We start from the raw sequence: 22,340 nt of genomic DNA, 5'->3' as shown, positions 1-22,340 counted from the left end.
AAGTTTCACTTTATAATGCTTCTTGCATAATTACCCCCAAAAATAATTATATGTTAATTCAAGGCAAAAAATTTTGAGAAATAATTGTATGTTATTAAAATAAACAGCAAGGAGGAGAGGAAATGAAAGCAATTGTTATTGATCAATATGGTATTGTTGAAGAATTAAAAGAAAGACAAGTTTTAAAACCGGTTGTTCAGAATAACGAAAAAAGCTCAACAATAAATAATATCCCATACTATACATTTTCATTTTCGAGTATTATTTATTGTTAGCTATTGTGATATTACTTCTAACAAATACTGTTTCGTATTGTATCGTGTAATTTTTCTAATCCAATTTCCATATCTTTCTCGTTTAACATTGAATAGCTAATTCTTAATTGGTTATCATTTGTTTCGTAATTTAATAGACAAGCTGTTCCTGGTAAAAAAGAGACATCTACTTCATTTGCTTTTTGTAATAAGGTAAAGGGATCTATCGAATCAGGTAGTGTCACCCATAAATTAAAACCTCCATTTGGTATTTCAAAGTGTAGTTCTTTTAATGGCGATAATATATCAATTGTTAAATCACGTCTCATTTGTAAAGCTGTACGTAATTTTTCTAAATGGTTTTTCATACGTTCTGCACGTAAAAACGGTAGAAGTGCCTTTTGTGTTAATAAAGGACTACCGATATCCATTGAACCTTTTACTGCATATAGCCATTCAAAAATAGGACCATCGGCAATAAGTGCCGCGATACGCAGTCCTGGTGCTAACGTTTTACTAAATCCTTTTATATATATTACGTGGCCATCCTTATCAAAACTTTTGATTGGGGGCGGGATTATAGCATCCTTAAAATATATTTCTCCGAAAGAATCATCTTCAATAATAAAAAATTGATATAGCTCCGATAGTTCTATAAGTTCCATTCTTCGTTCTTTACTCATTACTGTACCTGTCGGATTCTGGAAGGTGGGATTCGTATACAATAAAACGGGATTTTTACTTTGACAAATATCATCAATTAAGTCGGAGCGAACTCCATGATTATCAAGAGAAACGGGAATGATTTGAACACCTTTATTGATGAAAATATCAAGCGCAGCACTGTAACATGGACTTTCTACCAATACAATATCTCCAGGTTTTAATAATGTTTGAGCAATTAAATCAATTCCTTGTTGTGCGCCGCTTGTAATTAATAATTGAGATGGGTCTGTCACTAATTTCTGGTGTTCATTTAAGTAATTTGCTATTTCAACTCGCAATTCATAATCGCCTTGAACTGGCCCATAAGTTGCTAACAACATCGGATTTTTATCCAGCAATTTATGCATTTCATCTGCCAAAAATGGATTTGGTAACAGACGAGGATACAGAATTGCTTGTGAAAAATTATAATATTTACGGTGCTTATTCATTGCATATTGAGAACGCATAACATTAATCGTTTTCATTTGTTGCCATTTATACGGAATTGGTTTGAAATCTTTCTTTACCCGTTTATATATGTAAGCACCTTTTCCTTGTTCGATGCGTATATACCCTTTCGTTTCTAACTGTTTATACGCTTTACGAACTGTTAATACATTGATTTGTAAATCTGTGGCCATACAACGTAAAGAAGGAAGAGATTCACCATGTGAAAGCATACCACTTTGTATTCTGTCAACAATTTGCATATATATTTGCTTGTAATACGGTATGTTTGTTTCTTTACGCAATACAATTTTCATAGGTTCACCTATTTTTCTTTTTAACTTAATTAAAGCGAAAAATATATAGGGAATCAACTACAACTTGAAGTAACTGTTATATGTACCGATACACTGTTATACACCATAGCCTCTATACTCATTCTAAGAGTAAAAAGGAGGAAGCAAAATGGTCATTTTTAATTACATTTTAGTATGTATTATTTTCGGGACAACATTTTTAACGATAAAAATTGGAATTGAAGCAGGGGCGCCACCGTTGTTTTCAGCAGGAATTCGCTTCTTTTTAGCGGGCATAATCCTTATGATTATTTTTAAATTAAAGCGAAAAGAAATTATGCCACATATATTTTCAAAACGCATTATGTATGCTGGATTTTGTTTAACATTTATGACATTCGCAAGTTTATATTGGTCAGAACAATATATTTCTTCAGGATTAGCTGCTGTTCTTTCTGCTACGGGACCAATGATGATTTTATTAATACAAGCAAAGAGGAATAGGGAGAAATTACAAAAGGAACAACTCGTTGCTTTAGTTATTGCACTAATAGGTGTTATATTTGTTTCTTTACCAGGAATGCATCAACAAGTAAGTTTCATATGGAGTATTGCTTGTATTGTGTTAGTTATAGGGGAGTTATTTTACGGAATAGGCTCTATTCGTTCGAGAGAAATACTGTCAGATTTATCAAATGTATCACCATTTCTTATTAACGGTATTCAAATGTTTTATGGAGGGATTTTACTACTAATCGCATCTATTATTGTAGAACAACCAAATGTAACCGTATTAACTTCATGGAGTGTGCAATGGCCTATTTTATATCTCATATTTATCGGATCGATTGGTGGACACGGATTATATTACTGGCTCTTATCAAAAACAAATCCAGTATTTCCATCGACGTGGTTATATGTATCACCATTAATTGCAATAATTGTGGGATATATCATTTTAGGAGAACCTTTAAATCCTACAATGGGAATGGGGGCTTGTCTTATATTGATTGGTGTATTTTTGGCCAATCGTTCAACACTACGGACTTATTTCAAAAAAGGGCGGTTATTAGAGAAGGAGATGTAGTTTAATAAAGCAATAGCCCTGTATATTACAGGACTGATAAAATCAAAAACACAGTTGGAAAAATAACCAACTGTGTTTTTGATAATTAATTCACTTTTTTAATAAAGCCTTTATAATGACGTTTTACAAGCTGGCTTTCTAACGTCTTCATAGTTTCTAGTGCTACACCGACAATGATAAGTAAGCTTGTACCACCAATTTGAGCAGAAGGTGGTAACGTAGCAATTTTCGTGAATACGAGCGGTAATATAGAAATAGCACCTAAGAAAATTGCACCGATAAATGTTAAACGGTATAGAATTTTAGTTACATATTGTTCAGTTGCTTTACCAGGACGAATACCAGGAACATATCCATTTTGCTTTTTCAAATTCTCAGCCATTTGTTCAGGATTTACTTGAATAAATGCGTAGAAGTATGTGAAAGCAACGATAAGACCGACATAAAGTGTCATTCCAATTGGATGTGCGAAATCAAGATTTGCAACTAACCATTTTGATACGCTTGAATCAGGGAAGAGCTGCGCAATTGTACGCGGCGTCATTAAAAATGCAGAAGCAAAGATAACTGGTATAACACCAGCACTATTTACTTTAAGCGGTAAATGAGTGTTTTTTGCTCCTTGATATTGATTGTTTCCTGAAACAGCTTTTGCATATTGGATCGGTATTTTACGTACAGCTTGTTGAATGTAAATAACACCAACAACTATCGCTAAAATTACGAGTCCAATTAAAACAATTTTTATTATGTGCATAAATAGCTGATCGCCAGCATTTTGGAATTGTTGTAAATAAATTTGATTTGCAACATTTGGAATGGCGGCAACGAGACCTGCGAAGATAATCATCGAAATACCATTACCAACTCCGTTAGCGGTAATTTGTTCGCCTAACCAAAGTAAAAATGCAGTACCTGCAGTTAAAACTGTCGCAATAAATAAGTATGTAGTCCAGCTTTGATCTGTTATTAATTGTCCACCTGCTATATTATTAAAGCCATAAGACATTCCGATGGCCTGTATGAATGCGAGAATGATTGTAAAGTATCGAGTGAATTGAGCTGATTTCTTACGGCCCATTTCTCCTTGCTTTGCCCATTCCGAAAATTTAGGTATAACATCCATTTGTAGTAACTGTACTATGATGGAAGCTGTAATATATGGTGTAATACCTACAGCAAAGATTGAGAAGTGTTGCAATGCTCCTCCGCCAAATACGTTTAACATACCTAGAACGTTAGCTTGATCTTGTACTTTTAATACCTCTGCGTTAGTATGAGGAACTGGAATAAACGTGCCAATTCGAAAAACGATTAACATCGCTAGTGTAAAAAGGATTTTCCTTCTTATCTCAGCTACTCTCATGAAATTTGAAATCGTACGAAACATTATGTCGCCTCCTATATTTTTATCAGTAAAAAACTGATTATTATACCCTATGAAGTAACCACAAACCTCCTTCCGCACTAAATTCATTTGACAAATGGATTTTCATACACTTTGTAGTTTTCACGGATATAAAAATATAAGGTGTTATATAAGCGACCTATACACTTCACGTAATCATTCAATACCCATAATATATCGAATAAATTAACAAATGTACATACATACGCATTAAAAATGAATAAATAGGGTCATTTTTTACATTTATTTAATGATAAATTGATAGGACATTATACTGGTAAATGCGCTTCGTATATTCCTTTAATCAATTAAAATCCTCCACCTTTTTATTTTCTTACAATTAATATATCGATTTAAAAAGAATTTAAAATCAAATAAAAGTATGAAAGTACATACTACTTTAGTAGTAGTAATAGTAATCAATTGTATTTCAATTAAAATTCATGTGATTAGAGGATTCTTTTTATTTAAGAAGGAATAAATATTTAAAGAAAGCTAAATAAACAGTGTACATATTTATAGGGGAGAAGATGTAAATGAAAGTTTTTATAAAAAAATTTCCACCATTAGAAGTAGCATATATAAGACGAACTGGTAGCTACTTTGAACCACAAGATCACTGGGGAAAGTTACTGAATTGGTCAATTGAAAATAAACTTTATCCACCAGAGCAATCATTTATCGGAATATCATTAGATAATCCTGAACTTGTTGCAAGTCATAAGTGCCGGCATGATGCATGTGTTACGATTCCTGAAAACTTCGATAAAGAAAAGCATCATGATGTGCAATTTAAAAGATTAGATGGAGGTACATATGGTCTATACCAGTTCTATGATGAACCTCATAAATTAAGTGAAGCGTATCAATACATGTATGCAGAGTGGCTACCAAATAGTGAGTATGATGCAGATTATGATAGAGATAATTTAGAGTTTTGCTTAAATAATGTTGCTGAAGATCTAGACGGAAAGTTAAAGGTTAATTTATTTGTGCCAATTAAAAAGATATAAAAAACAAATAATTTCATTTGTAGCTTTAAAATGAAATTGGAATAGTAGTGAAAGAAAAACTTTTTTTGAAGATAATATTTCTAGCGTAGGAATTTAAGTATGTAGGTTGCAATGAAAGGAGAATCCACATGGATACATTTGTAAATGACAAGTTTTATGAAACGAGAGATCAATTAGTTGAGGAAATTAATTTGTTGAGTGATGCTCAATTTAATAGGAAACCAGATAAGGATAAATGGAGTATTGCACAAGTTTGTCATCATTTAGTTTTATTAGATGAGAGAGTTATAACAGTTATTTCATCAGGATTAAAAAAGTTAGATAGTACCCAAAATGAGCGTAAAGAAATTCACACTATTTTATTAGATAGAACGAAAAAGTTTATAGCTCCAGAAATGATTGAACCAAGTATAGAACCATTTGAAGTGGAGCAAATGCTCAATATGCTAAACGAATCAAGAAAAGAATTGATGCGTTTCCTGAGTACAATAGAAGATGAGTCTATATTAGCGAAAAAAGCAGTGATGCATCCAGCTCTTGGAGAATTATCCCTTGATCAGTGGATAGGACTGATTTATTTACATGAACAGCGTCATATTTCACAAATAAAAGAGATAAAATTACTTTGTGAAATTGAAAAGTAAAAATTATTCCCTATTTATTGATGCGTATTATAAACAGGGAAAACGGTTGATTCATATTGATTCAGAAGAAAACAAAAATAGAATGAAATTAGTTGAAAGTAACCAATAAGCTTAAGAAAATATGAAACTATCCGATTTTCTGTATAAGTGTAACCCCGTCTTAAATGAAGAGCGGGGTTATTTTTTTGGAAGTATTTTCATTGAGAAGGAAATACTTCGACAATGAAATTCAAAAAAATAATCATCATAACATATTTTATATGCGAATTTTAGTAAATTGAAATAATGATTTTATGATGATGAATGATATGTCCTTATTTTGAAAGTACTCTTCACACGCTTAAGGAAGGGGTATTCTGTCAGGAAACGATAAAATACAATTCTGTTAGGGGATGTATGCAATTTATTCTCTTTATTTTGCAACAGAACCACCTTCAAAATTATCTTTTGTAGTTGAAGTTTCCTGAATAATAAGTTACATTTTTAAAGTTCAAGCAACTTTATGAAAGTACAAAAAGGGGAGAAATATTATTATTATGCAAAAAATGAAATGGAAGAACTATGTATGTTACTTTGTAATTCTATTACTGCTTGGAACAGCAGTAATAGTCAAACCACCTATCTCTAAGGCTGAGGAATCTGAAGTTAATATCACATTGTTAGGTACTGCAGATATTCATGGTAGATTTATGCCTTGGGATTATGCGCTTGATGGAGCAAATATGAGTGGAAGTTTGACGCAGCTTTATACGGTTATAAAGAAGGTCCGTCAAGAAAATCCAAATACCATATTAGTAGATGCTGGGGATACAATTCAAGGAAACTCAGTAGAATTATTCAACGATAAACCACAATCGCCAATGATGGTAGCGATGAATACAATGGGATATGACGCCTGGGCATTTGGAAATCATGAATTCAATTTTGGATTAGATACATTGAAAAAAGTTAGTGAGCAATATAAGGGAAAAACGTTAGCAGGAAATATTTATAAGGAAAATGGAGAGCGCTTTCTTCCTGCATATACAATTGTAGAAAAAGGTGGAATTAAAGTTGGGATTATTGGTATGAATACACCAATGATTAGTGATTTTGAAAAAGGGACAGATCACTTAGATGGTTTAGTGGTGAAAAATCCGGTAGAAGAGACGAAAAAGGCAATTAAGGAATTAGAAGGTAAAGTAGATGTAATGGTAGGAGTTATGCATATGGGATTAGAAAATGAGAATGGTATCCCTGGTACTGGTGTTCAAGATATTGCAAATGCTTGTCCGGAACTAAGCGCTATTTTTGCGGCTCACATGCATAAACTTGTAAAAAAAGAAGTTGTAAATGGCGTAATTATTACAGAACCAGATAAATATGGAACACATATTTCACGTATTGACCTTACTTTTACAAAGCAAGATGGGAAGTTGACTTTAAAAAATAAAACTGCTACCGCTATACCTGTAAAAAATGCTGATGGAACAACGATATTATCTGATCCTACACTTGAAGAAACATTAACACCTTTTCACGAATATGCGAGAGGAGATGCAAATGTTGTAGTCGCTCAATTAAAGGGTAGAAATCTTGTTCCTGAAAATGAAATAAAGGGTATTCCAAGTGTTCAGATTCAAGAAACACCTTTATCAGATTTCTTTCATGAAGTCATGCTCTACTACAGTAAAGCAGATGTAGTAGCCCATCAAATTGATAATGATTATGCCCGTTTGGATATAGGTCCTATTAAGAAAAAAGATATTGCGTACAATTACCAATATGCCTTGGGAGAAATTACAGTATATAAGATTTCTGGAAAAGATTTAAAAGACTATATGGAATGGGCAGCAGGATATTTTAACTCATCTCGTGCCGGAGATGTAACCGTTAGCTTTGATAAAACCCGCCGTGCATCTAAATACAGTACGAACGATTTCTTTGGAGGCGTAAAATACGAAATTGACTTAACAAAACCATATGGAAGTAGAATTACAAATTTACGCTCTATTCGTACAAACAAACCAATCAAAACGAGCGATGTTATGACGCTGGGAATGAATGCATATAGAATGGAGGCTCTTCAGGCAAAAGGGGGAGCTTTAGAGGGGCGTAAGTTTGAACAAATTTGGTCATCTAAACAAGAGAATGCATTTGGAGAAACAGGCGGAACCATTCGTAACCTTGCTATTACATATTTAAAAGAGGTAAAGAATGGTGTATACACTCCAAAAGTTATGCGTAATTGGAAAATTACTGGTGTAGATTTACATTCTTCAGAGCATAAGGCTGTAGTTGATCTCGTGAATAAAGGGATTTTAGAAATTCCAAAAACAGAAGACGGAAAATACACAAATATAGCATCTATAAATACGAAAGACTCAATTTCAAAAGAAGAAATTGTAGCACTCTCACAAAAAGCAAATATTAATCCAAATGAGTTTAATCATGCAAAGACAAAAGGTGAATTTTATAAAAAACTTAATAGGATTACTAAAAAAATATAAATTATAAGGTTTCTTATAGTGATTGTTATTTTAATAGTATGAAACCCACTCTTACAATAGTAAAGAGTGGGTTTTTATGTTGTTATTTAGATGTAAGTATACTTTTATTAGAATGAATATAGATAATTAATAACTAACCAATTGGATGAGCGTCTATAAGGATTCTCTTTTATTCAAATTAATGTACATATGTGTTCCGTTCATTATTTATAATATTGACCACAATTTATGTAATTTTGCATAATGTTACATAAATTTCGTATTTTCTCTTTTTTCCGACAGAAATAGACAGTATACTTTGTACAAGCTTTCTATTTCAAAAATTATACGAGGTGAAATAATGAAAAACAAAAAGACATTAACTAAGGTAGCATTAACAACAGGATTAGCTTTAACAGCTGTGGCACCATATGGCGTAGGTCATGCAGAGGAAACAGATCAACTACAAGTCCAAATTCAAGAGGAATCGTTCCGTTCGGGTGAACTTACACAACCGTCACAAAAGGCACCAGAAAATGTAGTAAAGGATGCACTTAAGGAGAAAACAGAGCAAGCTCTGTCCCAAAAACAAGTCAATGGAGAAGCAGGAGTAGATTATAAAGTTCTTCAAAAACGTGGTTCGTATGATGGAACTACACTTGTGCGTATGCAACAAACATACGAAGGAAAAGAAGTATATGGACATCAATTAACTGCACACGTAGATAATAATGGTGTTATTAAAAGTGTTTCAGGTGATAGCGCACAAAATTTAAAACAAGAAGAATTGAAAAAACCTATTAATCTATCAAAAGATGAAGCAAAACAATTTATTTATACGAAGTACGGAAACGATCTCAAGTTTATTTCTGAGCCGGAAGTTAAAGAGGTTATTTTTGTTGATGAAAATAATGGACAAGCTAAAAATGCATACCAAGTTACCTTTGAAGCTGCAACACCAAACTATGTTTCTGGTACTTATTTAGTAAATGCACAAAATGGTGATATGTTAAAAAATATGGTACAAGAATCTAACTTAAAAGCCAGTGACAAACTAGTTGGAGCTTTAAAGAAAAGTAAACAAAGCAGTCTTACATCATTAACTGGAACAGGAAAAGATGATTTAGGTATTTCTCGTTCATTTGGTATCTCTAAACAAAGTAATGGCAAATATGCTCTTGCTGATTATACAAGAGGGCAAGGCATTGAAACATATGATGTGAATTACAGAGATATTACTAAAGAAGAAAGCTATTATCCTGGTACATTAGCGACTAGTACTTCGGCAACATTTAACGATCCGAAAGCAGTAAGTGCTCATTACTTAGCAACAAAAGTATTTGATTTTTATAAAGATAAATACAAGCGTAATAGCTTTGATAATAAAGGACAAAAAGTAGTTTCAGTTGTACACGCTTGGGATTCTGAAGAGACGAATGATCCGAAAAATTGGCAGAATGCATTAAGTGCTAATAATGGAAGTATGCTTGTATATGGCGATCCTATTGTTAAAGCATATGACGTAGCTGGACATGAATTTACACACGCTGTTACTTCTAGCGAATCTAATCTTGAATATTACGGAGAATCCGGTGCGATTAATGAGGCATTATCTGATATTATGGGAACATCTATTGAGAAATACGTAAATAATGGAAAATTCAACTGGACAATGGGAGAACAAACGGGATCTGTTTTCCGTGATATGGAAAACCCAGCTTCTGTTCCATCTTCACTTGGAGTACCTTATCCAGATGATTACAGTGAATTTAACGATTTTAATGGATGGGATCAAGGCGGTGTTCATTTTAATTCAAGTATTATTAATAAAGTTGCGTATCTCATTGCGAAAGGCGGAACTCATAACGGAGTAACTGTTAAAGGAATTGGTGAAGATAAAATGTTTGATATTTTCTATTATGCAAATACAGATGAGTTAAACATGACTTCTAATTTCAAAGAATTGAGATCAGCATGTATTCGAGTGGCAACTAATAAATATGGTGCGAATACAGCTGAAGTTCAAGCAGTTCAAAAAGCATTTGATGCAGCAAAAATTAAGTAATTTAGAAATATAGTTCTCATTCATATATTAATACATTATGAAAAACAGCTAATATCATTTTAAGGATATTAGCTGTTTTTTTACGTAGCAATGTATTATTGAAAATAAACTGACTAAGCAATAATGAGGCGCTTTCTCTTTAAGAAGTAGCGACAAATAAATAAGGTTTAAAGTGTATAAAAACAGAAAATTAATAATATATTGACCTCTTGATAGAAAGTCTATAAAATGAAAGCGATAACAAACGATTGCTTTAAAATGATTTCCCTGATCTTTTAGCATTTACAAACATATGAAGGCATTAACAAATCTATTTTTTTAAGTATTAATGCAAACGTTTCCGTATTAAAAGGTCATTGAAATACATACGTGAAAATAGTCAATATGGAGGTGAAGTAAAAGAGATTTCTAGATTAATTTAAGCAGTGTTATTCAGTGAAAGCATAATAAATCGTTAGTAATATTTGAAGAAAGGGTGTATGTGGTGCAAATTACAAAAAGATTAATTAACAAAACAGTTTTATTACTTACTTTAATCGTTATGTTATCATCTGTTTTCTCTTTTCAGAGTGTGAAGGCAGTTTCAAATTCGAAAACAACTGAAATTATCATTCATTACAAAGAAAAGCTTGGAAATACAAAAGACTGGAATCTTTGGTTATGGGGAGAAAATGCAAATGGTACATCTTATGAATTTACTGGTGAAGATGAATTTGGAAAATACGCTAAGATAAAAATAGACGGTGACTATAATCGTGTAGGATTTATAGTTCGAACAAATGAATGGGAAAAAGATGGTGGGGATCGTTGGATTGAAAATATAAAGGACGGTCGTGCTGAAGTATGGATTCTTTCGGGTGATGAAAAAGTATATAACTCTAAGCCTTCATCGGATCTCTCAATTCAAAAAGCAACTATTGATAGTTTCAATGAAATTACTGTAACGACTAATGTCCCGTTTCATATTAAGGAAAAGAAAATTGAAATTGAAGGCATTAAAATTAAAAATATTACTCCTTATGATACAAACAGTGGAGATATTACTAATAAGGTTAAAATAATTGCGGAACAGAAAATTGATTTAAAACAAACATACAAAGTTAAAATTGAAAACTTAGCTGATACGAATACTGAAATTGGTAAAGTCATTCGTAGCGAAGAATTTGATAATTTATTTTATTATGGTGGCAACGATTTAGGAAATACATATACTCCGCAACATACAAAGTTCCGTTTATGGGCTCCTACTGCAAGCGAAGCGAAGTTAGTTACATATAAAAACTGGAACGATAAAATAGGTGCTGAAATAAACATGCAACAAGGTGAAAAGGGAACTTGGACAGCAGAACTAAAGGGGAACCAAAAAGGGCTCTTTTATACGTATAAGGTCAAAATTGGTGATAAGTGGGCTGAAGCGGTTGATCCATATGTGCGTGCTGCTTCTGTAAATGGCGATAAAGGTGCAGTCGTTAATTTAGAAGAAACAAATCCGAAAAAATGGAAAGCAAACAAAAAGCCAAAATTTAAAAATCCGGAAGATGCTATTATTTATGAGTTACATGTACGCGATCTTTCCATTCAACCTGAAAGTGGTATTAAACAGAAAGGGAAGTATTTAGGTGTAACAGAAAAAGGAACAAAAGGGCCAGGAGGTGTAAAAACAGGACTTGATCATATAAAGGACATTGGTGTTACTCACGTTCAGTTTTTACCGATATTTGATTATGCTTCAGTAAATGAAGAGACTTTAAATGAACCGCAATATAACTGGGGATATGATCCTAAAAATTTCAACGTTCCAGAAGGCTCCTATTCTACAGATCCTTATGAGCCAACTGTTCGAATAACTGAATTAAAGCAAATGGTTCAAACACTACATGATAATAATCTTCGAGTAGTGATGGATGTAGTATATAACCATATGTATAATGCTGCTGAATCTAATTTTCATAAGTTAGTTCCAGGTTATTATTATCGTTACAATGAAGATGGAACATTTGCAAATGGAACTGGAGTAGGAAATGATACTGCTTCAGAAAGAAAAATGATGAGGAAATTTATGATAGATTCCGTAACATATTGGGCAAAAGAATACAATTTAGATGGATTCCGTTTTGATTTAATGGGTATTCATGATTATGAAACGATGAATGAAATACGTAAAGCTGTTAATCAAATTGACCCTTCTATTATACTACACGGAGAAGGATGGGATTTAAATACACCTCTTGCAGCTGAGTTGAAAGCAAATCAAAAAAATGCAGAGAAAATGAAAGGGATTGCTCATTTTAACGATAATATACGTGATGGGTTGAAAGGTAGTGTATTTGAGGAAAAGGAAAATGGTTTTGTAAATGGAAAGCAAAACATGGAAGATCGTATTAAAAAAGGCATTACAGCAGGTATTGACTATGATACAAATTCGTCTACCTATCAAGATCCTGAACAGGTATTAACTTATGTGGAAGCACATGACAATCATACATTATGGGATAAACTTGAGTTAACTAATCCAGGTGACAGTGAAGAAATGCGAAAACAAATGCACAAATTGTCTTCTTCAATTTTATTAACATCACAAGGGATTCCATTTTTACATGCAGGGCAAGAGTTTATGCGGACGAAATACGGTGATCATAATAGTTACAAATCTCCAGATTCAATTAACCAGATGGATTGGCTGCGCCGTGCAACGTTTAATAATGAAGTAGATTATATGAAGGGTTTAATAGAATTACGCAAAAAGTACTCAGCTTTTCGAATGACATCTGCAGAGCAAATAAAAACACATGTATCATTTATTGATGCTCCGAAAAATACTGTAGCTTATACAATAGAGGGGAAGAAAAATGAATACTTTACAGTGGCTCACAATGCAAATAGAGAAGCTGTTGAAATAACACTTCCATCGAAAGGGCCTTGGAAAGTACTAGTAGACGGCAAGCAGGCGGGAAGTAAACCACTTTATGTTGTCCATGACAATAAAATTAAAGTTCCTGCATTAAGTTCATTTGTCTTAAAAACAGAGAAACCGATTAAATAAAAGCGAAGAATGTGGAAATAAATACTGCATTGAGCAAATTTAACAAGGATTGCAAATAAAAAAAGCGAAATGAAGATTATTCTCACTTCGTTTTTAAAGTTAATGTAATATAATTTCACATACTGTAATTATATTACAATTTAATAAAAGAAATAAGCAATAGATTATTTCTTTTATGACAGTAGGAGGAGAAGATATCTTTGAGTTTATTTATAAAATTACCTGAAATACATTCGTAATCCATATAATGTTTATTATATATTCGAACATATAACGAACTAGATGTTCGAGTTGTATTAATTCCTACAAATCGTTTAAAAATAACAAAGGCGTAAAAAGTATATGGAATTAAAATAGAGAAAAGACACCATTCAAGGTGTCTTTTCTCTATTTTGAATATGAAATGTAAGTAACTCGATTGTATGTAATAGTATGTGATATTTTCACACTAACTGATTAAGAAAAATTTAAAACTCTTTTCTTAATCTATTTGTAATAAATTACATCATAAAATTTTATCGATATAATAAATAAAACTTTCTCAACATTATTTGATTTAATAACTATATTCAACCGCTCTCCAATCCATTACAATAATTTCACATTGGAAATACATGAATATTCTCAATGTTATAAATGGTTTATACCTTATAGGATTACTATGGGAAAGGATGTGAAATATCCAAAAAGAAATCATTTTTTATGATGAAATAAAAAATTTTAATGAAGAAAAAGTTATTTCATTATTTTCAAGTTTCGTTAAAGTGCATGTATTTATAATCACTATGAGACAAGGAGCAGAATCCGAAAAAATTTTTGTGAATTAGAAAATTGCATTTCAAAAATAAGTTAAACGTTTATGGAGGGTTATATGAGCGAGAAAATTTATTACTGGTCTCCGATTAAGCATTGGGAGAAGTTGCATAATGAAGTTTTGATAGGGGAAATGAGATTTACAGGTATTCTGTCTGAGTGGTTTCCAGATTTTTATTTTATGGCTCAAAAAGGTGTGAAAATTAGTGAACTAGTAGAGCGCTTTTCGTTAGGAAATGTAGAAGAGACACAAAAAAACATAGAGCTCATGATAAAAAATCGTGTGTTAGTAAGTAATATATTACACCCAAGAGAAGTATTTTCTTCACAAGAAAAGATTTTTTCAAATCCATATAGCAACCAGATTCGCTTTTCTAAAGAAAAGTTAGATAAGTATATGAGTGAACAATTAAATCGCACGCACGTTGCTGCACGGTCGACCGAAATTCAACTTGAAACAACAAATGAGCTACCTACTATAATCAAGGAACGTAGGTCTTGTCGTCAATTTGATATGGAAAAACATATTAGTTTTTCGGAATTTTCCCGATTCTTATCAACTCTAAAACAGGTTAGGGAAGAAAAAATATACTATCATTACGCAAGTGCAGGCGGGCTCTATCCCATTGATATCTTTGTTTATGTAAAACCAAAACGTATAGAGGATATGAAAGCTGGATTTTATTATTATAACCCATCAAAAAATAGTCTTGTGATTGTAAACAACATTGATCAAGTAATCAAAAGTGATCATGAGTTAATTAATCAGGATTTATTTACTCAATCTGCCTTCTCAGTTTATTTGGTTTATAATGCGAACGCTTCCATCCCGAAATACGGTTCAGATGGATATTTATTTGCTTGTATTGAGTCAGGCATTATCACTGCTACCTTAAATATGGTTGCTGAGACATTAAATTTAGGGGTTTGTTCAGTTGGTCATATGAAATTTGAAGATATTCAGCAATTTTTATGTTTGGATAGTCATCAAGTGTTTCTCCATGGGCTTGAAGTTGGCTTGAAAATTAACGAGTAGAAGAAATGAATATTAGGGGGATAAAGATAAAAATGCACATTAAAGATCGAAGTTCGATTCATGAAAATAAAGAAGTAGAAGCGTTTTGGAAGGAGCAATTATCTTCCGAGATTCTCGATTTTTCTGTATTTAAATTTAATAGCGATTACCAACTAAATAAAGAAACACCTTGTGAATACGTTCAAGTCATAGTGAATGTAGAATTTAGTAAAAGTATACAAAAAATAAGTAAGTCTCAAGATTTATTATTATTTAGCTGGTTTCAAGCCGCTTTAAGGGTTTGTTTGGCACATTATACAGATCAAGAAAGAATTACTATTGGTATTCCTATAATTGAAAAGAATCTTGAACAAAGTGAGAATCTTAATAAGTTGATTCCTTTAGGAAGTGAAATCCAGCCGCATCACACCTTTAAACAATTAGTAAATGAGATTGAACAAACGACTTTATTCGGGTATGAAAATCAGGAGTATCCGCTCTCTGAATTATTAGTTAAACACAATTTAACTCCTTTTCAAATTGTAATCGGGATGGAAGGATTACATAATGAAAATTCGCTAGAAGAATACGCAGAGAATAATTTAGCCCTATGGATACGAAGAAAATGGAATGAAATACATAATGAATTTGAATTTCAAATTTCTTGCAAGTCCCGTTCATTCTCTTCTTTGCAACAGTTTGCCAATTCGTATTGTTATGTTTTAAAGCAAGTTTCACAAAATCCGAATTTGGCATTGAAAGATATTTGTATTATTGCAGAAGAAGAAAAAGAGTTGTTAGAAGGATTGAATACTTTTCAAACGGGCATAGACTTGTTTCAATCATTTCAAGATTTGTTTGAAGCGCAAGTATTAAAAACTCCAGATCAAATTGCTGTTGTTTGTAATGATCAATCTTTGACATATAGAGAATTGAATAAGAAAGCGAATCAATTGGCTTCTATTCTTCAAAGTAAAGGTGTTTCAAAAGAAAGTATTATTGGCGTTATGGTAGATCGGTCATTAGAAATGATTATTGGTATGATGGGGATTTTAAAAGCAGGAGCAGCGTATTTACCAATCGACCCTAACTACCCAACTGAACGAATTGAATATATGTTACAAGATAGTCAAGCAAAATATTTACTTAGTAAGCGAACAGAGGAAGTATTGCCACAATTTGCAGGTGAAGTACTGTATCTTGATAAAGAATATCTTTTTCAAGGTGAAGAAAGTAATTTAGTTCGAGAACATAATCCTAATGATTTAGCTTATGTTATTTACACATCAGGATCGACAGGAAATCCAAAAGGGGTAATGATAGAACAAAAATCGCTAGTTCATTTTTTAAATGTAATGAGAGAAAAAGTAAAAGCTAATCAATCATTCTTGTTTCTTGCTAGTGTATCTTTTGATATTTCCTTGTTAGAAATATGTCTTCCTTTAACGCAAGGTTCAAAAGTAGTAATTGCTACAGAGGACCAGTTTGCAACAAAAGAATTGTCTCATTTGGTCAAAAAACATAAGGTGGATTTATGGGAATCAACGCCATCGCGAATGGAAGTGATTTTGAGTGATCCAGAAGGGGCGATTTTTCTAAAAGATTTAAAATCTATTTTATTAGCAGGAGAATCATTTTCCATTGATTTGGTTGAAAAAATTCGTTGTATCAGTGAAGCAACAATTTTAAATATTTATGGTCCCACAGAAACAACCATTTGCGCAACAGTAAAAGACTTGAGCACTTCCAAAGAAGTTACGATTGGCAAACCTAACCCGAATTATCATTCCTATATATTGAATAAGTATGGCCAATTAAAACCATTTGGAATTCCCGGTGAACTCTGCATTGCTGGCGTAGCGGTAGCACGAGGGTATCTTGGTAAAAATAAACTGACAGATGAAAAGTTTGTACCGAGTCCTTTTGCGGCAGGGGAAATGATGTATCATACAGGTGATCTCGTTCGTTGGTTGCCTAATGGAGAACTTGAATATTTAGGTAGAATGGATCATCAAGTGAAAATTCGGGGGTATCGGATTGAATTAAGAGAAATCGAAACTCAATTAAGGGAATATCCAGAAATAAACCAGGCTATCGTTGTTGATCAAGTGTATGGAAATAGGAAATTATTAGCTGCCTACTATGTATCGGATAACAAGGTGTCTTTTGGTGAAATCAGAAAATATTTAAGTGATAAATTACCTGAGTTTATGATTCCTGAAAAAATGATTCAGGTAGAAGAGATTCCATTGAATCCAAATGGAAAAGTGGATAGAAAAAGATTGTTGGATATAACACAAACGGATTATGTATCAATTCCATACGTTGCTCCGCGCAATGAAATTGAACAAAAATTAGTGCGTGCATGGGAAAAAGTTATGGAGATTGAGGGAATCGGTATTCATGATAATTTTTTTGCATTAAAAGGAGAATCTATTAAAGCACTTCAGGTAATTAATTTATTAAGAAAAGACTGCTTAAAAATAAGTACAACAGATTTTTTTAAGCACCCCACAATCGCTCAATTGAGTTCTTGTGTAAAGTTAGAGCATAAAGAGGAAAACCTTGAAAGTAGACCAACTCATGTTAAAGATTTGTCTAAGCCATTTTCCTTAACAGAAGTTCAGACAGCGTATATGATAGGACGGAATTCACAGTTTGAATTAAGCGGTATTTCACCTCAAACATATTTTGAATATGAAACAGCATTGGATATCAATCGTCTTTCAAAAAGTTTTCAAAAGGTAATTCATCGTCATCCAATGTTGCGAGCTGTAATTTTACCAGAGGGAAAACAGCAAATATTACAAAGCGTTCCTGATTACGAGATTGAAATAGTGAGTCTCATAGATTTAGATGATAGGAATCAACATGCTCGCTTACAAGAAGAGCGTTCTCGAATGACTAACCATGTATTCCCTTTGGGGCAATGGCCTTTGTTTGAATTGAAAGCTTTTCTTTTAAAAGAAGACACGTATTTATTATGTTTTCGATACGATGCTTTATTAATGGACGGAGCAAGCATGAACATTGTTGGACAGGATTTGTTGCATTATTATTATAAACCAAATCAAAAATTAGAATCTTTATCTTTTGATTTTCAAGATTATATGTTTATCTATGATGAAATGGAACAAAGCGAAGAATATAAAACAGCAAAAGATTATTGGACAAGTAAGCTTCCTGACTTTCCGTTTGCACCTTCTTTGCTGTTAAAAAAGGATCCAGCAGAGATTGCTACTCCTAAATTCCAATCACTTACAAAAATCCTGGATAATAAAAAATGGACAAAGCTACGAAAGTTAGCACAAGAGAAAGAGGTAACGCCTTCCGCTCTACTTTGTACAATATATGGTGATGTGTTGGCATATTGGAGTAATCAACGTCGATTAGCAATTAACTTGACTGTATTTAACCGTTATCCTGTTCATGATGAAGTAGAACAGATTGTTGGAGATTTCACATCACTTATTTTATTGGATGTTGATGTAAAACCAGAGCAAACTTTCTTTACTAGAGTAAAAGAAACGCAAGCTACTTTATTAGATGGCCTTGAACATCGTCATTACGATGGAGTTAACTTTATTCGAGATTTTACTCGATATCATCAAATGACGCCAAAAGCAGTTATGCCAATCGTTTTCACCTCGATGTTAGCAGGTGCAGGTGCTTTCTCTTGGGAACAACTTGGTTCTCTTCGCTATATTCATGCTCGGACTCCACAAGTGTATTTGGATAATGTAGTAATTGAAAAAAATGGAGAGTTATTAATTAGCTGGAACTATGTTGAAGAGTTGTTTGATGTTGATGTAATAGAAGCAATGTTTTCCCAATTTGTTGACTTATTGGAACAATTGGTGAAACAAAGCGATATAACATCTTTGCATATGAAAGAATCGGATCAAACTCTAATTAAGCAATACAATGAAACAACAAAAAAAATACCTTCAACTACTCTGTATCAATTATTTACAGACCAAGTAAAACGTACGCCGGATGAAGTAGCGGTGGTATTTGAACAAGAATGGTTAACATACTCGGAACTTCATAAACGTTCTAATCAAATTGCCCACTTCTTAAAAGAGCAAGGTATTGGTCTAGGTGACAAAGTGGGTCTTTTAGCAAAAAGGCGAGTTGACACAATTGTTAATATGTTAGGTATTTTAAAATCAGGTGCCGCTTATGTTCCGATTGATCCCGATCATCCTTTAGATCGCCAAACATATATTTTAAAAAATAGCTCATGCAAGCTTTTATTAGAACCTAGTCTTTATGAAGAAAATCATTTGTCATTTTATACAACAGAAGATATGCCCGCTATTGCTGGTCCAGAAGATATTGCCTATATTATATACACTTCAGGAAGTACAGGAAAACCAAAAGGAGTAATTATTACTCACCAAGCGGTTACAAATACTATTCAAGACATAAATCAAAAATATGAGGTGAATGAAGATGATCGTATTATTGGTATCTCTTCCATGTGTTTTGACCTATCTGTATACGATATTTTCGGAGCTTTAAGCACAGGTGCAATGTTAGTAATGATTCGTGATCCGAGAGACATGCAAGAATTAATCCGCACTGTCGAACGTAGAGGGATTACAATTTGGAATACAGTGCCTGCAATCATGGATTTGGCATTGGAGCAAGTAGGTTCTCATTTTGAATATCCTTCTTTACGTTTAGTTTTACATAGTGGAGATTGGATTCCGCTTTCTTTACCAGAAAAAATAAAACGACATTTTCCGATTGCAGAAGTAGTCTCACTAGGAGGGGCAACAGAAGCATCGATTTGGTCAATTTATTATCCGGTCAAACAGGTGGAATCACATTGGAATAGTATTCCATACGGGATGCCCTTGGCAAACCAAACGTATTATGTGTTGAACTATGAAAAGAAAATGTGCCCTGTTGGTGTAATTGGAGATTTATATATCGGGGGAGTGGGCCTTGCTAAAGGATATTTAAATGATGAAAAGAAAACAAATGAAGCGTTTGTGTCACATCCTGATTTTGGTCTTATATATAAAACAGGAGATTGTGGAAAAATGCATTCTGAGGGATATATTGAATTTTTAGGCCGCCAAGATTACCAAGTGAAAATTCAGGGATATCGAGTAGAGTTAGAAGAAATCTCTCATTGTCTTCTAACTTATAAACAAGTCGAACATGCTATCGTAATTGATCAAACAGATGAGAACGGAATAAAATTTTTAGTAGCATATGTGGTAACTGAGCAAAATATTAGTACAACAGAACTACGAAAGCATTTGCGAGATCACTTGCCAGATTATATGATTCCTTCTTATTTTGTTTATTTGGACCAATTACCCCTGACTCCAAACGGGAAATTAGATAGAAAAGCGCTACCTACTCCGGAGAAACAAAAAAATGAAGTATTTATTGCCCCAAAAACTGAAATGGAAAAAATATTAACTAGTATTTGGCAAGAAGTACTCAAAATAGATCAGGTTGGAGTAAATGATCATTTCTTCGCCTTAGGTGGAGATTCGATAAAAGCGATTCAAGTGTCCGTCAGACTGTATCGACAAGGATTCGAGCTTGAACCAAAAAATATATTTTCATTTCCTATATTAAGGGACATGGTTCAATTTGTTAAAAAGCTAGACCAGTTTTCAAGTTCACAAACAAATGATGTAAACATAATGAACGATAATAAAGCTACATTACTAAATGTTAAAGATAAACAACTTAATCAACATACACTTAACAAAATACAAGAAAAAATGCCGGATATAAAAATAGAACGTATTTACCCGTTAGCACCTTTCCAGGAAGTTATTTATGAGCATGCTACGAATGAACCTGATACAAATGCATATTTTGAACAAACAATTTGGGCACTTGAGGGGGAGCTGGATATTAAACTCTTTATTCAGTGTTTCCAACAATTAGTTGATCGTCATGATTCTTTAAGAACAATAATTGTGCAAGATGAACAAGCAAAACCTTGGCAAGCTGTTCTATATGATGTTCAAATAAATTCAGAAATAAAAAACTTGATTGAGATGACGAAACAAGAACAGCAAGAATTCCTAAAACAGTGGATGAATGAAAATTTAAGTCGAGGATTTAAAAATGATGAACTTATGACACGTCTCTGTATATTCCAACTAGGTAATAACGAGCATAAAGTAATTTGGAGTTCCCATCATCTATTATGTGATGGTTGGAGCGTCAGCATTTTGATAGACGAATTATTCCAGCTCTACGAAACTACAAATGCCGGAACTACGGCGGGGTTACCCATGGTAAAACCTTTTGAAACATTTATAGATTGGACTTTGGCACAAGATCATGAGAAAGCACGTCATTTTTGGCGAGATTATTTATCAGGATACAATCAGAAAATTAGTATTCCTAAAAAGAAATTCCCATCTAAAAGTGAAGGGTTAAACTTCACTTTTATGGATTTAACATTAGACAAGGATTTGACTGATCAGTTACAGACATTTGTAACTAAAAATAATATAACTATGAATACGGCATTACTAGCTGTATGGGGAATATTGCTTGGCAAATTCAACGGAACGAGAGAAGTAGTATTGCCTAATCTAGTATCAGTCAGACCTCCCGAAGTAGAAGGAATTGAAAATATGTTCGGTCTGTTCACAAATGTTTTGCCTATCCGATTAGCATGGACAGAAACGCAATCTTTTGTGGACTTCCTGCAAAAGGTACAACTAGAGACATTGAAATGTAATGAGTATGCATACTATTCATTTGTTGATATACAAAAGCAAAGTGAATTAAAAACTGAGTTGACTGACCATCTTTGGGTTTTTGAAAACTATCCAACTAATCCAGCAATCTTTTCTTCAAATGAAAACAGACATTTTGCTATCACGGATTACGAAGTTGTTGATGAGCCACATGTAAAGTATGGAATTATGTGCTTCCCTGAAGAAAGACTTACAATAAAGTTTGGATATGATCAAACGGTATATGAAGCAGAGAAAATACAGGAAATATTAAATCACATCCATGGGTTAATCAACACGATTCTTCAAAATCCAATACAAACAATTTGTGATTACAAATTATAAAAAATGAAA

At 32.9% G+C, this 22,340-nt stretch carries 11 protein-coding genes; 9 read left to right on the top strand and 2 right to left on the bottom strand.

Annotated features, from left to right (window positions below; all coding sequences use genetic code 11):
- The first annotated feature begins 122 nt into the window (after positions 1-122).
- Positions 123-275, top strand: a complete 153-nt coding sequence (locus DN407_RS31640) for a hypothetical protein (protein ID WP_179955818.1) — start codon at positions 123-125, stop codon at positions 273-275.
- A 17-nt stretch (positions 276-292) separates the two neighbouring features.
- On the opposite strand, the gene pdxR is transcribed toward DN407_RS31640, so the two are convergent.
- Positions 293-1,726 carry a MocR-like pyridoxine biosynthesis transcription factor PdxR gene (pdxR, locus tag DN407_RS13325; RefSeq protein ID WP_149216366.1) on the bottom strand — a complete coding sequence of 478 codons (1,434 nt, stop codon included), beginning with the start codon at positions 1,724-1,726 and terminating at the stop codon, positions 293-295.
- Between the two features lie 148 nt (positions 1,727-1,874).
- On the opposite strand from pdxR, the gene DN407_RS13320 reads away from it, so the two are divergent.
- A complete protein-coding gene (locus DN407_RS13320; protein ID WP_149216365.1) occupies positions 1,875-2,792 on the top strand; it encodes a DMT family transporter in 918 nt (305 codons plus the stop codon).
- 85 nt (positions 2,793-2,877) lie between these two features.
- Here DN407_RS13320 and secY read toward each other — a convergent pair whose 3' ends face one another.
- Positions 2,878-4,182, bottom strand: a complete 1,305-nt coding sequence (secY, locus tag DN407_RS13315; protein WP_000490135.1) for a preprotein translocase subunit SecY — start codon at positions 4,180-4,182, stop codon at positions 2,878-2,880.
- Positions 4,183-4,736: 554 nt separating this feature from the next.
- Here secY and DN407_RS13310 point away from each other — a divergent pair.
- From DN407_RS13310 to DN407_RS13280, 7 genes are all read left to right on the top strand, one after another.
- Positions 4,737-5,213, top strand: coding sequence for an AraC family transcriptional regulator (locus DN407_RS13310; protein ID WP_000862353.1), 477 nt, complete (start codon positions 4,737-4,739; stop codon positions 5,211-5,213).
- Between the two features lie 128 nt (positions 5,214-5,341).
- Positions 5,342-5,857: a DinB family protein gene (locus DN407_RS13305; protein ID WP_149216364.1), complete on the top strand. Its 516-nt coding sequence runs from the start codon at positions 5,342-5,344 to the stop codon at positions 5,855-5,857.
- Between the two features lie 536 nt (positions 5,858-6,393).
- Complete coding sequence (locus tag DN407_RS13300; RefSeq protein WP_001171076.1) at positions 6,394-8,346, top strand: bifunctional metallophosphatase/5'-nucleotidase; 1,953 nt, start codon at positions 6,394-6,396, stop codon at positions 8,344-8,346.
- Positions 8,347-8,686: 340 nt separating this feature from the next.
- Complete coding sequence (locus DN407_RS13295; protein WP_000791453.1) at positions 8,687-10,390, top strand: M4 family metallopeptidase; 1,704 nt, start codon at positions 8,687-8,689, stop codon at positions 10,388-10,390.
- A 484-nt stretch (positions 10,391-10,874) separates the two neighbouring features.
- Positions 10,875-13,433: a type I pullulanase gene (gene pulA / locus DN407_RS13290; RefSeq protein WP_149216363.1), complete on the top strand. Its 2,559-nt coding sequence runs from the start codon at positions 10,875-10,877 to the stop codon at positions 13,431-13,433.
- A gap of 871 nt (positions 13,434-14,304) precedes the next feature.
- Positions 14,305-15,282 carry a SagB/ThcOx family dehydrogenase gene (locus tag DN407_RS13285; protein WP_116291444.1) on the top strand — a complete coding sequence of 326 codons (978 nt, stop codon included), beginning with the start codon at positions 14,305-14,307 and terminating at the stop codon, positions 15,280-15,282.
- Between the two features lie 32 nt (positions 15,283-15,314).
- A complete protein-coding gene (locus DN407_RS13280) occupies positions 15,315-22,331 on the top strand; it encodes a non-ribosomal peptide synthetase (protein ID WP_149216362.1) in 7,017 nt (2,338 codons plus the stop codon).
- Positions 22,332-22,340 lie beyond the last annotated feature (9 nt).

The sequence above is a fragment of the Bacillus sp. JAS24-2 genome (genome assembly GCF_008274905.1).
Lineage (GTDB): Bacteria > Bacillota > Bacilli > Bacillales > Bacillaceae_G > Bacillus_A > Bacillus_A cereus.
The sequence above is the reverse complement of the archived record's forward strand: the minus strand, read 5'-3'. Positions and strand labels throughout refer to the sequence as shown.

What these genes read in the sequence shown, in the direction of transcription:
- DN407_RS31640 (WP_179955818.1), top strand. Translation starts at nt 123, where the DNA reads ATGAAAGCAATTGTTATTGATCAATATGGTATTGTTGAAGAATTAAAA.
- pdxR (WP_149216366.1), bottom strand. Translation starts at nt 1,726, where the DNA reads ATGAAAATTGTATTGCGTAAAGAAACAAACATACCGTATTACAAGCAA.
- DN407_RS13320 (WP_149216365.1), top strand. Translation starts at nt 1,875, where the DNA reads ATGGTCATTTTTAATTACATTTTAGTATGTATTATTTTCGGGACAACA.
- secY (WP_000490135.1), bottom strand. Translation starts at nt 4,182, where the DNA reads ATGTTTCGTACGATTTCAAATTTCATGAGAGTAGCTGAGATAAGAAGG.
- DN407_RS13310 (WP_000862353.1), top strand. Translation starts at nt 4,737, where the DNA reads ATGAAAGTTTTTATAAAAAAATTTCCACCATTAGAAGTAGCATATATA.
- DN407_RS13305 (WP_149216364.1), top strand. Translation starts at nt 5,342, where the DNA reads ATGGATACATTTGTAAATGACAAGTTTTATGAAACGAGAGATCAATTA.
- DN407_RS13300 (WP_001171076.1), top strand. Translation starts at nt 6,394, where the DNA reads ATGCAAAAAATGAAATGGAAGAACTATGTATGTTACTTTGTAATTCTA.
- DN407_RS13295 (WP_000791453.1), top strand. Translation starts at nt 8,687, where the DNA reads ATGAAAAACAAAAAGACATTAACTAAGGTAGCATTAACAACAGGATTA.
- DN407_RS13285 (WP_116291444.1), top strand. Translation starts at nt 14,305, where the DNA reads ATGAGCGAGAAAATTTATTACTGGTCTCCGATTAAGCATTGGGAGAAG.
- DN407_RS13280 (WP_149216362.1), top strand. Translation starts at nt 15,315, where the DNA reads ATGCACATTAAAGATCGAAGTTCGATTCATGAAAATAAAGAAGTAGAA.